The organism is Gemmobacter lanyuensis (genome assembly GCF_014652355.1).
GTDB classification, from domain to species: Bacteria; Pseudomonadota; Alphaproteobacteria; order Rhodobacterales; family Rhodobacteraceae; genus Gemmobacter; species Gemmobacter lanyuensis.
Window position 1 is genome coordinate 135831 of record NZ_BMYQ01000002.1, and the last position, 16230, is coordinate 152060.

The window sequence follows — 16230 nt, forward strand, 5'->3', positions numbered from 1 at the left end:
TCGTCAGCCGATCTTGCAGGCGGCCAGCGCCGCCATGTTGAGGATGTCATTCACGGTCGAGTTGGTCGAACAGATCTGGATGGGCTTTTTCACCCCGGTCAGGATCGGCCCGATCACGGTGGCCCCAGCCATTTCCTGCATCAGCTTGACCGAGATCGAAGCCGAATGCCGCGCCGGAACCACCAGGATATTCGCCGGGCCCGACAGACGGCAGAACGGGTAATTCGCCATCGCGCTGGGGTTCAGCGCCACGTCCACGGCCATTTCGCCGTCATATTCGAAGTCGACCTTCATCTCGTCCAGAATGGCCGGCGCCTCATGCATCTTCGCGGCGCGTTCCGATATCGGATAGCCGAAGGTCGAGAAGCTGACGAAGGCCACGCGCGGCTCAAGGCCCAGACCGCGTGCGACATTGGCCGAGCGCACGGCGATATTGGCCAGATCCTGCGCCTCAGGCCATTCATGCACCAGCGTATCGCTGATCAGCACAATCCGCCCCTTGTGCAGCAGCGCCGTCACCCCGACCGCCCCGTCCGAGGATTTGGCATCGAAAACATGGTTGATCAGGTTCAGCACATGGGCCGATTTCCGCGTGGCGCCGGTGATCAGACCATCACCATGCCCATGCGCCAGCATGAGCGAGGAGAACACATGCCGGTCACGTGTGGCCAGACGGCGAATGTCATGGTCATCAAAGCCCTGACGCTGCAGGCGGCGATAGAGATAGTCCTTGTAGAGGTCGAGATGCCGGGAATTGGCGGCATTGACCACCTCAAGCTCTCGCACGGCGTCGTGCAGACCTGCGGTCTCCAGCTTTTCGCGCACATCCGCCTCACGCCCCACGACCAGCGCCTTGCCCAGACCGGCGCGCTGATAAGCAACGGCGGCGCGCAGCACCCGTGGGTCATCGCCCTCGGCAAAGATCATGCGGGCCTGTGCGGCCCGGGCGCGGGCATGGACGCCCTGCAGGATCGAGGCAGTCGGGTCCATCCGCGACTTGAGGCTGAGTTCATAGCCATGCAGATCGATGATCGGACGACGCGCCACGCCAGTGTCCATCCCGGCCTTCGCGACGGCGGGCGGAATGGTATAGATCAGACGCGGGTCAAAGGGTGTAGGAATGATGTAATCGCGCCCGAACGAAAGCTTGCGGCCATAGGCCATTGCAACTTCATCCGGCACATCCTCGCGCGCCAGCGCGGCCAGCGCCTTGGCACAGGCGATCTTCATTTCGTCATTGATGGCGCGGGCGTGAATATCCAGCGCGCCGCGGAACAGATAGGGGAAGCCCAGGACGTTGTTGACCTGGTTGGGGTAATCGCTGCGCCCGGTCGCCACGATGGCATCGGCGCGGACGGCGTGCGCCTCTTCGGGGGTGATTTCCGGATCAGGGTTCGCCATGGCGAAAATCACGGGGTTTTCGGCCATCGAGGCCACCATCTCGGCCGTCACCGCGCCCTTGGCCGAAACGCCAAGGAAGACATCCGCCCCCACCATCGCCTCTTCCAGCGTGCGCGCCGGGGTATTGGCGGCATGGGCCGATTTCCACTGGTTCATGCCCTCGGTACGGCCCTGGTAGATCACGCCCTTGGTGTCGCACATGATGCAATTGTCATGGCGCGCGCCCATGGCCTTGAGCAGTTCAAGACAGGCAATCCCGGCCGCACCGGCGCCATTGAGGACGATCTTCACATCCTCGATCTTCTTGCCGCTGATTTCGAGCGCATTCAGCAGACCGGCCGCACAGATCACGGCGGTGCCGTGCTGGTCATCATGGAACACCGGGATGTCCATGATCTCTTTCAGGCGCTGTTCAATGATGAAGCATTCGGGCGCCTTGATGTCTTCCAGGTTGATCCCCCCGAAGGTCGGGCCCATCAGACTGACAGCCTTGATGATTTCGTCGGCGTCTTCGGTATCAAGCTCGATATCGATCGCGTTCACATCGGCGAAACGCTTGAAGAGGACGGCCTTGCCCTCCATCACCGGTTTTGACGCCAGCGCCCCCAGATTTCCCAGACCAAGGATCGCGGTTCCGTTCGAGATCACCGCCACCATATTGCCCTTGACCGTATAGTCATAGGCGGTTTCCGGACGTTCAGCGATGGCCTGCACCGGCACAGCGACGCCGGGGCTATAGGCCAGCGACAAGTCGCGCTGGGTGGCCATCGGGGTCGAGGCGACGATGTCATATTTGCCGGGGCGCGGTTCCAGATGGTAGGCAAGCGCCTCTTCCGCGGTGATCTTGGTCTTGGTCATGTCAGGGGGCCATCCTGTATTGCTCTCTGTTTCGTCTTAGCGCCCCGGCACACGCCTGCCAACGACGCTTTGCCGCTTTTCGCGGCCAAAGCGGTTTTGTAGGGTCTGGCCAAGTCCGACGGGGGAATGACGGGTGAGCGACGACAACGTGACGCCGATGATGGCGCAATATCTCGAGATCAAGGCGCAATATGCCGATGCAATCCTGTTCTACCGGATGGGCGATTTCTACGAGATGTTCTTTGATGATGCCGTCGCCGCGGCCGAGGCGCTGGACATTGCGCTGACCAAGCGCGGCTTCCATCTGGGCGAAGCCATCCCGATGTGCGGGGTGCCCGTGGTCGCGGCCGAGGGGCATCTGCTGTCGCTCATCCGCAAAGGTTTTCGCGTGGCGATTGCCGAGCAGATGGAAGACCCCGCCGAGGCAAAGAAGCGTGGATCAAAATCGGTGGTACGGCGTGATGTGGTGCGCCTTGTCACCCCCGGCACGCTGACCGAGGACAGCCTGCTGGAGGCACGGCGGCACAATTTCCTTTGTGCCTATGCCGAGGTGCGCGAGGACAGCGCGCTGGCCTGGACCGATATTTCCACGGGCGAGCTGCGCGTGATGCCCTGCCCCCGCGCTCGGCTATCACCGGAACTGGCGCGGCTGGCCCCACGCGAGGTCCTGGTGAGCGAGAACGCCGCGGGCGACCTGCGCGCGCTGATCGAGGATCTGGGCGCCGCAGTCACCACAATGGCCCGCGCGGCCTATGACAGCACGGGCGCCGAAAAGCGGCTCTGCGCGCTGTGGCAGGTGGGCACTTTGGATGCCTTTGGCAGCTTTGAACGGGCCGAGCTGGCGGCGATGGGGGCGCTGGTCGAATACCTTGACCTGACGCAACGCGGCAAACTTCCCCTGCTGCGCGCACCACAGCGCGAGGCGCTTGGCGGCGCCATGCAGATCGACGCGGCCACCCGGCGCAATCTGGAAATCACCGCGGCACTTTCCGGCGGGCGGGCCGGATCGCTGCTGGAGGCAGTGGACCGCACGGTCACGGCCGGGGGCGCGCGACTGCTGGAACGGCGGCTGTCGTCCCCTTCCCGAGATCTGGGCCAGATCCGCGCCCGGCATGACGCGGTGGAACTGTTGCTGGATCAGGCCACCCTGCGGGAAGACCTGCGTGAGGCGCTGCGCCGCGTGCCGGACATGGACCGCGCGCTGTCGCGCCTTGCGCTGGACCGCGGCGGCCCGCGCGACCTTGCCGCCATCCGCAATGGGCTGTCACAGGCGGCATTGATTGCCGATCAGATCGCAGGGGTCGGGTCAGATCTTCTGGCCTCTGCCGCGCAGGGACTGCGCGGCAATGACGATCTGATTTCCCTTTTGGAACAGTCACTTGTCGATGAGCCGCCCCTTCTTGCGCGCGATGGTGGCTTTATCGCCGGCGGTTTTGACCCCGAGTTGGACGACACCCGGCGCCTGCGCGATGAAGGCCGTGGCGTGATCGCTGGCATGCAGGCCGATTACATCGAACGAACGGGCATACAGAGCCTGAAGATCAAACATAATAATGTGCTTGGGTATTTCATCGAAACGACTGCAACCCATGCCGACAAGATGCTGGCACCGCCCCTGAATGAGATGTTCATTCACCGGCAGACCACGGCCAATCAGGTGCGCTTTACCACGGTCGAACTGAGCGCGCTGGAGACTCGTATCCTGAACGCCGGAAATCACGCGCTGGAAATCGAGAAGCGCCATTTCGCCACACTGCGGGCGGCAGTGCTGGCAGCCGCGGGGCCTGTGGGTCTTGCCGCGGCAGGTTTGGCCGAGATCGACGTTTCCGCCTCATTCGCCGATCTGGCAGCGGCGGAGGATTGGGTGCGCCCGCAGGTCGATGCCAGCCACGCCTTCACCGTGATCTCGGGGCGGCACGCGGTGGTCGAACGCGCGCTGCGGCGGCAAGGGGGCGCGGCCTTCGTCGCCAATGATTGCGCCCTGACCGAAGACCGAACCCCCGCCATCTGGTTGCTGACCGGGCCGAACATGGCCGGGAAATCGACCTTTCTGCGACAGAACGCGCTGATTGCCCTGCTTGCACAGGCGGGTGCCTTCGTTCCGGCGCGGGCCGCGCATATCGGGTTGGTGAGCCAGCTGTTCAGCCGCGTCGGCGCTGCGGACGATCTGGCCCGCGGACGATCGACTTTCATGGTCGAGATGGTGGAAACCGCCGCCATTCTGAACCAGGCGGACGATCGGGCGCTGGTGATCCTGGATGAAATCGGCCGCGGCACGGCGACCTATGATGGCCTGTCGATCGCCTGGGCCACGCTGGAACACCTGCATGACGTGAACCGCTGCCGCGCGCTGTTCGCCACGCATTACCATGAGATGACAGCATTGGCCGGCGAGCTGACCGGGGTCGAGAATGCCACCGTGGCGGTGAAGGAATGGGAGGGTGAGGTCATCTTCCTGCATGAGGTGCGGCGTGGCGCGGCCGATCGGTCTTATGGGGTGCAGGTTGCGCGTCTGGCGGGCTTGCCCCCAGCGGTGATCGACCGGGCCAAGGTGGTGCTGGAGGCATTGGAAGCTGGCGAACGCGCGGGCGGCGGCAAGCAGAAGGCGCTGATCGATGATTTGCCGCTGTTCCGTGCGGCCCCCCCTCCGGCGCCGGCCGTCGTGAAAAAGGAATCGCCGATCGAGGCGCGGCTGCGCGAGGTGCAGCCCGATGATCTGACGCCGATGGAGGCGCTGAAGCTTATCTACGAAATGAAACAGGCGCTGGCAGGATAGCCAGCGCCTGTTGTTTCACGTGAAACACTCTGACCTTAGCCAGCGGTGTTCGAGCTGACGCCCACCTGCGCCGGGCGCAGAAGGCGGTCGTGAATCATGAAACCTTCGGTCATCACCTGGATGATCTGGCCAGCCTTGGTGCCGGGCAGCGGGGCTTCGAACATGGCCTGATGCTGCTGCGGGTCAAACGTGTCGCCCACTTCCGGCACGATGAGCGAAACGCCGTGCTTGTTCAGCACGGACAGCAGTTCCCGCAGGGTGAGTTCCACGCCTTCGATCAAGGCCGCAGACTGGGCGCGCGTCTCATCGGTGACAGCATTCAGCGCGCGGCGCAGGTTGTCATAAACGGGCAGCATGTCGCGGGCCAGTTTGGAACCACCATATTGCTCGGCCTCGCGCCGATCACGTTCACCGCGCTTGCGCGCATTTTCGGCATCGGCCAAGGCGCGCATGAATTTGTCGCGCATCTCATCGCGCTCGGCCCGCAGGGCCTCAAGCTCATCCGCGCCGATGAACTCTTCCAGATCTTCCAGGTTCAGATCGTTGGGGTCAGCCTGATCCTGCGCCATCTCTCAATCCTCTCTTTACGTTCATCCCCTGCCCCGGTCAGACACCAGCCGACCGACAAGCTGCGCCGTGTAATCGACGATCGGCACAACCCGCCCGTAATTGAGACGAGTCGGACCGATGACACCGACGGCGCCGATGATCTTCCGATCCGCGTTCATATAGGGAGAGACCACCAAAGAGGAACCCGAAAGTGAAAAGAGTTTGTTCTCGGACCCGATAAAAATGCGGACGCCATCCCCGGTTTCGGTCAGATCGAGGATATCGGCAATGTCGCGGGTCCGCTCCAGATCATCAAAGAGGTGGCGGATGCGGGCCAGGTCTTCGACCTCGGAGGTGCCCTCCAGAAGATTGGCACGGCCGCGGATGATCAGACGCTCGCTCTGCTCGCCCGCATTTTCCCAAACGGCAAGGCCGCTTTGCACAAGCGCGGCGGCAAGCGAATCAATCTCACGCCGGCGCAGATCAATATCGTGCTGGATGGTGCCGCGCAGGTCCGACAGCGTCTTGCCCCCTGCCAGCGCGTTGAGGAAATTCGCCGCCTCGCGCATGGCCGAAGGGGTCAGACCCGGCGGCGGCGTGAAGAGGCGATTTTCCACATGGCCATCTGCAAAAACCAGCACCACCAGCGCGCGCTGATCGCCCAGATGCACAAACTCAATATGCCGGATCGGCTCTTCCTCATGCTTCGGGGCCAGCACGACCGAAGCGCCGCGCGTGATCCCCGAGAGCGCCGCCCCGACCTTGTCGAGCAAGCTTGCCACATCTGGCGAGTCATCGCCGAGCGTGGAGTCGATCATCTCACGATCCGCGGTGGCGACGGATCCAACCTCAAGCAACCCATCGACAAACAGGCGCAGGCCCAGCTGCGTCGGGATGCGCCCGGCGGAGATATGGGGACTATCGAGCAGACCGAGGTATTCCAGATCCTGCATCACATTGCGGATCGTCGCCGCGCTGATCCGTTCAGAAAAGTCGCGCGTCAGGGTGCGGGACCCGACCGGATCACCAGAGGCAAGATAGCTCTCCACCACGCGGCGGAACACTTCGCGCGAGCGATCATTCAGTTCGGCAAGCAGACGGGGTGTATCGGACATGGCAGCCTTCGGGAACTTCGGCAAAACAGATTATGGGATGCGGCGAAGCAGCGTCAATAACGGTTGCATCCCTGCGGGCGCGATGGGTATTTGGCAACAGTTATTCACAAGGATACCCACATGCGCCCCTCTGGCCGGAAGCTCGACGAGCTGCGTTCTGTTTTCATCGAAACTGGCGTGACAAAGCACGCCGAAGGATCGTGCCTGATCCGCATGGGCGACACGCATGTCCTCTGCACCGCGACGATCGAGGACAAGGCTCCGCCCTTCCTCAAGAACACGGGTCTGGGATGGGTGACGGCCGAATACGGGATGCTGCCGCGCGCAACCAACAGCCGCACCCGGCGCGAGGCGGCTGCGGGTAAGCAAACTGGCCGTACGCAGGAGATTCAGCGCCTGATCGGCCGCGCCCTGCGCGCCGGGGTGGACCGTTCGGCCCTGGGTGAGCGTCAAATCGTCATCGACTGTGACGTGATCCAGGCCGATGGTGGCACGCGCTGCGCCTCGATCACCGGGGGCTGGGTGGCACTGCGTCTGGCGGTGAACAAGCTGCTGAAGGCCGGGGTCATCGTGTCGGACCCGATCATTGACCATGTGGCGGCTGTTTCCTGCGGGATCTATGCGGGGCAGCCGGTTCTGGATCTGGACTATGTCGAGGATTCGAGCGCCGGAACCGACGGCAACTTCATCCTGACCGGATCCAAACGGCTGATCGAGGTGCAGATGTCCGCCGAAGGCGCAACCTTCTCGCGCGCTGAAATGGGTGAGCTGCTGGACCTGGCCGATAAAGGAGTTGAGGCGCTGGTCGCGGCGCAGAAAGCAGCGGTGGCCTGAGATGCGGAAGTTCACCGAGCAGAAGCTGGTCGTTGCAACGCATAACCAAGGTAAGCTGGAAGAAATCGCCAAGCTGCTGGAGCCGTTCGGCATCGAAGTGGTTTCTGCCGGTGCGCTTGGCCTGCCGGAGCCGGAAGAAACCGAGACGACCTTTATCGGCAATGCGCGGATCAAGGCCCATGCTGCCGCCAAGGCGACCGGGCTTCCTGCCCTGGCAGACGATTCCGGCATCGCCATCGACGCACTTGGCGGTGCCCCCGGCGTTTACACCGCCGACTGGGCAACCACGCCGCAGGGTCGCGACTTCGGCATGGCCATGCAGCGGACCTGGAACGAGCTGGAGGCGATCAACGCCCCCTTCCCGCGTCGCGCCAAATTCTGCTGCACGCTTGTGATGGCCTGGCCAGATGGCCATGATGAGGTCTTCCCCGGTGAAATGCCAGGCGCCGTTGTCTGGCCACCGCGCGGTGATCAAGGGCATGGTTATGACCCGATCTTCCAACCCGAAGGGTTCGACATCACCTTCGGTGAAATGGACCGCTGGAAGAAGAACGAAATCAGCCATCGCGCCGATGCCTTCCGCAAGCTGGTTGCAGGGTGTTTCACGTGAAACATTCGGGTGGCGACGATTGGCAGGCAGGCGGCTTCGGGCTTTATGTCCATTGGCCCTACTGCCTGTCAAAATGCCCCTATTGCGATTTCAACAGCCATGTCGCGGCGAGTATTGACCAGGCGGCTTGGGCGGATGCCTATGAAGCCGAACTGCAGCGCGTCGCAGCCCTTGCACCTGACCGCGTGTTGCAGACGATCTACTTCGGCGGTGGCACCCCATCCCTGATGGACCCGGCGGTGGTTGACCGGGTCATTTCCACCGCCCGAAAGGTTTGGCGCGGCGCGAATGACATCGAAATCACGCTGGAGGCCAATCCGACCTCGATCGAAGCGGGCAAGCTGTCCGCGTTCAAGGAGGCCGGGGTCAACCGCATCTCGATGGGCATGCAGGCAATGAACGACGAAGACCTGCGTCGCCTGGGCCGGACCCATTCCGCACAAGAAGCACGCAAGGCCTATGAAACCGCCTGCAGCATCTTTGAACGGGTGACCTTTGACCTGATCTATGCGCGGCAGTTCCAGACGACCGAGCAATGGCGGGCCGAACTGAGTGAGGCGTTGGCGATGCAGACCGGGCATCTTTCGCTCTATCAACTGACCATTGAAGACGGCACTGTCTTTGGCGCGCGCTTTGCCCAAGGCAAGCTGAAGGGACTGCCGAGCGACGATCTGGGCGCCGAATTCTACGAGATCACGCAAGAGATGTGCGAAGCCGCGGGTCTGCCCGCCTATGAGGTGTCGAACCACGCGCGCCCGGGGCAGGAATCACGGCATAATCTGATTTACTGGCGGTCGGGCGATTATGCGGGCATCGGGCCAGGGGCGCATGGGCGGCTGACCCTCGGCGGCCAGCGCATCGCCACAGCAGCCCCCCGTGCGCCGCAAGATTGGCTGACCGCAGTGCAAAGCGGCCAGATGAATGACGTTGATGAGGTCCTGGCGACAGAGGATCTGGCGACTGAGTTCCTGTTGATGGGCCTGCGTCTGCGCGATGGTGTGGATCTGGCGCGGTTTGAGCGCCTGGCCGGGCAATCCCTACCCCAAGGGGTTCTGGCAGAGCTGCAAGAGCTGCAGCTGATCGAGGTCGAAGACCGCACCCTTCGCACCACTGCCAAGGGGCGGCCCTTGCTGAATGCGATCCTCTTGAAGCTGATCGAGGCGCTGTAAGAAAAAGGGCTGCGGAAACCGCAGCCCTTTTTCAGATCATATCCCGCTTGGCCATTGAAAGCGCCTGGCAGAGGAAATCCAGATCATCCAGCGTGTTGTAGCGGATGGTCAGCAAACCCCGCTCTCCGCCCGGTTCATGGTTGATGGACACGCCCATATGCAGATTGGCGGAAAGATCAGCCTCAAGCGCGCGGGTATCGGGATCTTTCTCTTCGACCCGACCCGGGGAAGCCGCGCGCTTCCCACCCGACTTTGCGTCAGGCTTCTTCACCAACTCTTCGGTTTCACGCACCGACAGGCCACGATCCACAACCTGACGCGCCAACTCCACCGGGTTGGGCGAGGTGATCAACGCCCGCGCATGGCCGGCGGTCAGCTTGCCATCAACAACCAGCGTCTGAACCTCATCCGGCAGGGTCAGCAGACGCAACAGGTTGGCGATATAGCTGCGGCTCTTCGAAAGTGCTTCACCCAGCTTTTCCTGCGTATGGCCGAAACGGTCCATCAGCTGCCGGAAAGCCTGCGCTTCTTCGATCGGGTTCAGATCGGCGCGCTGGATGTTCTCGATGATCGCAACTTCCAGCACCTCAGTATCGTCGAAATCCCGGATCAGGACGGGAACTTCGTGCACCTTTGCCATCTGCGCCGCACGCCAACGGCGCTCGCCTGCGACAATCTCATAATCGCGGCTCCCAGCGATGGGACGCACGATCAGCGGCTGCAGCACGCCTTTGGCCCGGATCGAGGTCGCCAAATCCGACAAATCCGCCTCGGCAAAGGTGCGGCGCGGCTGGTTCGGGTTGGGGGTCAGACGCTCCACCGGCAAAATCTCGGGCCGGCGCGGGGCGCCTTGGGGCGCCGCGGGTTCTGCCACGGCAGGACCCAGATTGATGTCCGCCATCAAAGCCGAGAGGCCGCGGCCCAGTCCCCTGCGATCAGGTTTCTTTTCCATCTCAAGCCCTCTCCCTGCCGCGTGAACGGAAACCATTGCGCGTGACGATCTCCAGTGCCAGTGCTTTATAGGCCTCGCTCCCCTTTGACGAGGGGTCATAGGTCAGAACCGGCATGGCAAAGGACGGCGCTTCGCTAACCCGCACATTGCGCGGTACAACAGTCTCAAAGACCAGCTCGCCCAGCGTCGTCCGCACGTCTGTTTCCACCTGCTGGGACAAGTTGTTGCGACCATCATACATGGTCAACACAACCCCTTCGATCCGCAGATTGGGATTGGCGGTTTCCCGCACGGTGCGGATTGTCAGCATCAGCTGTGAGAGCCCTTCCAGCGCAAAGAACTCCGCCTGAAGCGGGATCAGCACCGAATGGGCCGCGCACAGTGCGTTGACCGTCAGCAGGCTGAGCGAGGGCGGACAATCGAGCAAGATGTAATCCAGCGCGAAACGGTCGATATCCTGGCTCCGCAGCGCATCATGCAGCAGGAAACTGCGCTTTTCGTTCGCTACCAGCTCAATATCAGCCGAAGCAAGGTCAGCATTCGCAGGACAAATCCAGAGATTGGGCACCGAGGTGTCCTGGATGGCCTGACTGATCGGCGCGTCCTCAAGCAGCACATCATAGCTCGTCATCTGCCGCTGACCGGGATCGATGCCAAGACCCGTCGAGGCGTTCCCCTGCGGGTCCAGATCGACCAGCAGCACCCTCCCGCCCAGCTCGGCAAAGCCGGCGGCGAGGTTGATGGCCGTGGTCGTCTTGCCGACACCGCCCTTCTGGTTGGTGATGGCAATGATCTTGGGAAGCGGGGGACGCGTGGGGTCAGACATGATGGATCGACTTCACTCTCAGCAGCCTTGCATCGCTATGCGTCAGGCTGACGCGCTCGTCCAGATCGAAGTTCCATTCCTGACGCGCGTCCTCCACCTCATCGACGAAATTCGCGCCCTTGGGGAAAATCGCAAAGCCCGTCGGCGCAAGGTGGCGCGCAGCAAAGCCGCACAGCATCCGCAGGGATGCCAGAGCCCGGGCCGAAACGACATCCGCGCCCAAGGGCGCCAAAACTTCTACCCGCTGGGTATGGACCTGCACCTTCAAGCCCAGCGTCTGGGCCGCCTGACGCAGGAAAGTTGCCTTGCGTTGATCAGATTCCACCAGATGAAACGCCGTATCGGGGCTGCGCTCGAGCGCCAAGATCGCCAGAACGATGCCGGGCAGCCCCCCACCGGATCCAAAATCCGCCCAAATGCGAATTTCCGGCGCCAGATAGGCCCCAATCTGTGCCGAATCTTCAATATGGCGCGACCAAAGCTCGGCCAGTGTGGATTTGGCCACCAGATTGATCGCCGGATTCCATTTTCGGATCAGCGCTTCATAGGTTTGCAGACGCTCAAATGTTTCACGTGAAACATCGAGACCGCCAATCTCGTTAGCCGTCATGATACCGCCTTTTGCGGACGACGCAGGCGCGACAAGATCAGCACCAGCGCCGCGGGTGTCATCCCCTCAATCCGCCCCGCCTGGGCCAGCGTCGACGGCTGCTGTCGTTCCAGCTTTTGTTTCAGTTCGCCAGACAGCCCGGACAGCGCAGCATAATCGAAATCCGCTGGAATTGCGGTACCTTCATCCCGCTTCAGCGCGGCAACATCGGCCGACTGGCGTTCTGCGAATTGGGCGTAAAGCGCGTCGGTGCGGATTTGTGTCTGAATCTCGGCATCCAGCGCGGCGAATTCGGGCGAAACCTGCGCCATCACGGCCGGCTCCACATCCGGAAAGGCCAACAGCTCCCGTGCGGAGCGGCGGCCACCATCTTTGCTGACCTCAATCCCCAACGCCAGCGCTTCTTTCGGCGTCAGGCGCACAGCATCCAGCGCAGCAGCCCCCCGCTCAATGGCTTCCATCTTGCGCGCAAAGGCCACGCGGCGGTCTTCACGCACACAGCCCAAGGCATCGCCCAGCGGCGTGAGCCTCTGGTCCGCATTGTCGGCCCGAATGCTCAGCCGATATTCTGCGCGCGACGTAAACATACGGTAAGGCTCACTGACCCCAAAACTGATGAGGTCATCGATCATCACGCCGATATAGCTTGAGGTGCGACTGAACTGCACCGCATCTTCGCCACGTACCGCCCGCACCGCGTTCAGCGCCGCGACAAGCCCCTGCGCCGCTGCCTCTTCATAACCCGTGGTGCCGTTCACCTGCCCCGCAAGGTAAAGCCCCGTGAAGGTCTTGCTTTCCAGAGAGAATTTCAGGCCACGCGGATCGAAGTAATCATATTCAATCGCATAGGCCGGCTGCAGGATCTTGACCTCTTCCAGACCCCGGATCGATCGGACATAGGCATCCTGCACCTCAACGGGCAGCGAACTGGAAATGCCGTTCGGGTAAACGGTATCGTCGTCCAACCCCTCAGGCTCCAGGAAAACCTGATGGCTGTCCTTTTCGGCAAAGCGCACAACCTTATCCTCAATCGAGGGGCAGTAACGCGGGCCGACGCCTTCGATATGACCACCATACATGGCTGAACGCGACAGGTTGGCGCGGATGATGTCATGCGTCTGCGGATTGGTATGGGTGATCCCGCAGGAAATCTGGCGCACCAGCGGCGCCTTGTTACGGAACGAGAACATCACCGGGTCTTCGTCGCCATCCTGACGGTCCAGAATGTCCCAGTTGATGGTACGACCATGCAGCCGCGGTGGGGTGCCGGTTTTCAACCGCCCGCGCGGCAGGCCCATATCCGCCAGACGCTGTGCAAGCGAGACCGACGGTTTATCGCCCATCCGGCCCGCTGATTGGCGCACGTCGCCGATATGAATGATGCCGTTCAGGAAGGTCCCCGCTGTCAGGATTACCGCCCCGGCGCGAATTTCTGCCCCATCAGCCAGCCACAGACCGACAACCCGGTCGCCTTCGAAAATCAGATCGGCCGCCTCGCCTTCGATCAGGGCCAAATCCGGCTCCGCCTCCAACGCCGCGCGCATCGCGGCACGATAGAGCTTGCGGTCGGCCTGCGCACGCGGGCCCTGCACCGCGGGCCCTTTGCGACGGTTCAGAAGGCGATACTGAATACCAGCTTGGTCCGCCACACCGCTCATCACCCCGTCCAGCGCATCAATTTCGCGCACCAGATGGCCCTTGCCAAGGCCGCCGATGGCCGGGTTGCAGGACATCGTCCCGATATCCTGCATCCGCAGGGTGACAAGGGCAGTCTTCGCCCCCATCCGCGCCGAAGTGGCCGCAGCTTCACAGCCCGCATGCCCTGCCCCGATCACCACGACATCAAAATGTTTCACGTGAAACATCCTCATTTCCCGATGCAGAAGGACGAAAAGATTTCGCCCAACACATCCTCAACCCCAATCCGGCCAATCAGCATATCCAGGGCGCGAATGGCGCGGCGCACCTCTTCTGCGGCCAGCTCGATTCTGTCTGCCCCGAAATCTAGCTCATGCAGCGCCGATTCCAAAGCTGCCACAGCCTTCTCTACCACCAACCGGTGCCGTTCGCGGATGAGACTCCCCGACCCCGCGCTGCGACGGGCCAGAATGCCGCCAATATCGGCGACCAATTCCTCAACACCAAGGCCCGTGCGCGCAGAAATCATGCGCCAACCCGGAAACTGGCGCAGATCCGCTTTACCGATCACCACCAGATCATCAGGTTCCAGATCGATCGGGACCGCCTCATCCGGCTGTTCCAAGATGACGATCCGCAGATCGGCCGCCCGACCCCGTGCCACGGCGCGTGAAATGCCGATGGCCTCAACCCGATCCTCGGTTTCCCGCACCCCGGCGGTGTCCAGAAGCGTGACCGGCAGCCCAGCGAGATCGAGCCGAACCTCGATCACATCCCGCGTCGTGCCGGCAACTTCTGACGTGATCGCCGCCTCGCGACCTGCCAAAGCATTGAGAAGTGTGGATTTTCCGACATTCGGCGCCCCAATGATGGCGACCTCGAACCCGTCGCGGATCCGCTCGGCCACCACCGCGCCGGCCACTTCGGCCTGCAGTTCCACCCGCAAACCGTTCAGCAAATCACGCACTTCAGGAGTGACGTCAGTCGGAACGTCCTCGTCCACGAAATCGATCACCGCCTCCAGCAGCGCTGCCGCGCGCAACAGCCGCGGCCGCCAGCCGTCGATCCGTCGGCCAATATCCCCCGAAAGCACACGCAACGCCTGTTTGCGCTGCGCCTCGGTCTCAGCATCGATGAGATCCGCCAGACCTTCGACCTGGGCCAGATCAAGGCATCCGTTTTCCAGCGCCCGTCGCGTGAATTCCCCTGCCTCGGCCAGCCGCAACCCGGGCTGCGCGGCCAAGGCGCGCAACACCGCACTGATTACGGCACCAGAGCCATGCAGCTGAAGCTCAGCCACCAATTCGCCGGTAAAGCTCTGCCCCGCGGGAAACAGAAGGACCAAACCTTCATCCAGCACCTCGTTCTGCCAGATGATCCGCCGCAACCCGGCCTGGCGCGGCGGCGGAAGATCGCCCCGCGTCAGCGCCTTTACCGCCAGATGTGCAGACGGACCCGAGAGCCGGATGACGGAAACGCCCGCCCGGCCCCGCGCTGTTGCCAGGGCATAAATCGTGTCCATCGCGCGCTCCCTGCCGGGATCAGGTGTTCATGGAATCGAAGAATTCCGAATTGCTCTTCGTCTGTTTCAGCTTGGAAATCAGGAACTCGATTGCATCCGTAGTGCCCATCGGGTTCAGAATCCGCCGCAGAACATAAGTTTTCTGCAGATCGGTCTTTTCAACCAGCAGATCCTCTTTCCGGGTGCCGGATTTCAGGATGTCCATTGCCGGGAAGACGCGCTTGTCAGCGACCTTGCGGTCCAGCACGATTTCCGAGTTACCGGTGCCCTTGAATTCTTCGAAGATCACCTCGTCCATCCGGCTGCCGGTGTCGATCAGGGCGGTGGCGATGATGGTCAGCGACCCCCCCTCTTCGATGTTGCGCGCCGCACCGAAGAAGCGTTTCGGGCGCTGCAGGGCGTTGGCATCCACACCACCGGTCAGAACCTTGCCCGACGACGGCACCACCGTGTTGAAGGCGCGGCCCAGACGCGTGATCGAATCGAGCAGGATCACCACATCGCGCTTGTGTTCAACCAGGCGCTTGGCCTTTTCGATCACCATCTCGGCGACGGCGACGTGACGGGTTGCCGGTTCGTCGAAGGTCGAGGACACAACCTCACCCTTCACCGAGCGCTGCATGTCGGTCACTTCCTCGGGGCGTTCGTCGATCAGCAGGACGATCAGATAGCACTCGGGGTGGTTGGTCTCGATGCTATGGGCGATGTTCTGCAGCAGAACCGTCTTGCCGGTGCGCGGCGGCGCCACGATCAGCGCGCGCTGGCCCTTCCCGATGGGCGCGACCAGATCGATGATCCGCGCCGAACGATCCTTGATCGTCGGATCTTCGATTTCCATCTTCAGCCGTTCATCGGGATAAAGCGGCGTCAGGTTGTCGAAATGAACCTTGTGCTTGGCCTTTTCCGGATCGTCAAAGTTGATCCGCTCGGCCTTCACCAGGCTGAAATACCGCTCATTGTCACGCGGGCCCTGAATTACGCCCGAAATCGTATCCCCGGTCCGCAGGCTGAAGACGCGGATCATCTCGGGGCTGACATAGATGTCATCGGGGCCGGGCAGATAGTTCGCCTCAGGGCTGCGGAGGAAGCCGAACCCGTCCTGCAGAACCTCCAGCACGCCATCGCCGCCGATTTCCCAGCCCTCTTCGGCGTGTTCCTTCAGGATCGAGAACATCATCTCGCCCTTCCGCATGGAAGGCGCGTTCTCGATTTCCCACTCTTCGGCCATGGCCAGCAGCTCTGCCGGGGTCTTGGCCTTGAGATCGGAAAGGTTGAGCCGCTCGATGGTCTGGGCAATCGTCATGAAGGGTCCGTTCATCCGCAAAAACCCGCAGCGCGGGCCTGGATCAGCTTGTCATCGGGAAACGCAT

The 16230-nt window shown here is 62.3% G+C and carries 13 protein-coding genes; 4 read left to right on the forward strand and 9 right to left on the reverse strand.

Translation table 11 applies throughout. The features are described from left to right. Positions 1–3: 3 nt before the first annotated feature. Positions 4–2259, reverse strand: coding sequence for an NADP-dependent malic enzyme (locus tag IE101_RS05725; RefSeq protein ID WP_189632859.1), 2256 nt, complete (start codon positions 2257–2259; stop codon positions 4–6). Between the two features lie 133 nt (positions 2260–2392). Between IE101_RS05725 and mutS the strand changes: the two genes are divergently transcribed. After that, a complete protein-coding gene (gene mutS, locus IE101_RS05730) occupies positions 2393–5035 on the forward strand; it encodes a DNA mismatch repair protein MutS (RefSeq protein ID WP_229804033.1) in 2643 nt (880 codons plus the stop codon). A 35-nt stretch (positions 5036–5070) separates the two neighbouring features. On the opposite strand, the gene IE101_RS05735 is transcribed toward mutS, so the two are convergent. Further along, positions 5071–5604 carry a nucleotide exchange factor GrpE gene (locus IE101_RS05735; protein ID WP_189632860.1) on the reverse strand — a complete coding sequence of 178 codons (534 nt, stop codon included), beginning with the start codon at positions 5602–5604 and terminating at the stop codon, positions 5071–5073. 21 nt (positions 5605–5625) lie between these two features. Then, positions 5626–6699, reverse strand: a complete 1074-nt coding sequence (gene hrcA, locus IE101_RS05740) for a heat-inducible transcriptional repressor HrcA (protein ID WP_189632861.1) — start codon at positions 6697–6699, stop codon at positions 5626–5628. Positions 6700–6819: 120 nt separating this feature from the next. On the opposite strand from hrcA, the gene rph reads away from it, so the two are divergent. From rph to hemW, 3 genes are read left to right on the forward strand one after another with little or no spacing between them, the layout of a single operon-like run. Then, positions 6820–7533 (forward strand): ribonuclease PH, encoded by a 714-nt coding sequence (gene rph, locus IE101_RS05745; protein ID WP_189632862.1) that lies wholly within the window; start codon positions 6820–6822, stop codon positions 7531–7533. A gap of 1 nt (position 7534) precedes the next feature. After that, a complete protein-coding gene (gene rdgB, locus IE101_RS05750; RefSeq protein ID WP_189632863.1) occupies positions 7535–8143 on the forward strand; it encodes an RdgB/HAM1 family non-canonical purine NTP pyrophosphatase in 609 nt (202 codons plus the stop codon). Continuing rightward, positions 8140–9312 carry a radical SAM family heme chaperone HemW gene (gene hemW / locus IE101_RS05755; protein ID WP_189632864.1) on the forward strand — a complete coding sequence of 391 codons (1173 nt, stop codon included), beginning with the start codon at positions 8140–8142 and terminating at the stop codon, positions 9310–9312. The genes rdgB and hemW overlap by 4 nt, the downstream gene beginning before the upstream one ends. A gap of 31 nt (positions 9313–9343) precedes the next feature. On the opposite strand, the gene IE101_RS05760 is transcribed toward hemW, so the two are convergent. From IE101_RS05760 to rho, 6 genes are read right to left on the reverse strand one after another with little or no spacing between them, the layout of a single operon-like run. Further along, entirely contained in the window at positions 9344–10264 is a 921-nt protein-coding gene (locus IE101_RS05760) for a ParB/RepB/Spo0J family partition protein (RefSeq protein ID WP_189632865.1), read from the reverse strand. 1 nt (position 10265) lies between these two features. Further along, positions 10266–11090 carry a ParA family protein gene (locus IE101_RS05765; protein WP_189632866.1) on the reverse strand — a complete coding sequence of 275 codons (825 nt, stop codon included), beginning with the start codon at positions 11088–11090 and terminating at the stop codon, positions 10266–10268. Further along, entirely contained in the window at positions 11083–11703 is a 621-nt protein-coding gene (rsmG, locus tag IE101_RS05770; RefSeq protein ID WP_373296074.1) for a 16S rRNA (guanine(527)-N(7))-methyltransferase RsmG, read from the reverse strand. The genes IE101_RS05765 and rsmG overlap by 8 nt, the downstream gene beginning before the upstream one ends. After that, positions 11697–13556 (reverse strand): tRNA uridine-5-carboxymethylaminomethyl(34) synthesis enzyme MnmG, encoded by a 1860-nt coding sequence (gene mnmG, locus IE101_RS05775; protein ID WP_189632868.1) that lies wholly within the window; start codon positions 13554–13556, stop codon positions 11697–11699. The genes rsmG and mnmG overlap by 7 nt, the downstream gene beginning before the upstream one ends. 11 nt (positions 13557–13567) lie before the next feature. Beyond that, the gene (gene mnmE, locus IE101_RS05780; RefSeq protein ID WP_189632869.1) at positions 13568–14860 is read right to left on the reverse strand and encodes a tRNA uridine-5-carboxymethylaminomethyl(34) synthesis GTPase MnmE; all 1293 of its coding nucleotides are present in this window, start codon (positions 14858–14860) and stop codon (positions 13568–13570) included. A gap of 19 nt (positions 14861–14879) precedes the next feature. Next, the gene (gene rho / locus IE101_RS05785; RefSeq protein WP_189632870.1) at positions 14880–16163 is read right to left on the reverse strand and encodes a transcription termination factor Rho; all 1284 of its coding nucleotides are present in this window, start codon (positions 16161–16163) and stop codon (positions 14880–14882) included. Positions 16164–16230: the final 67 nt, after the last annotated feature.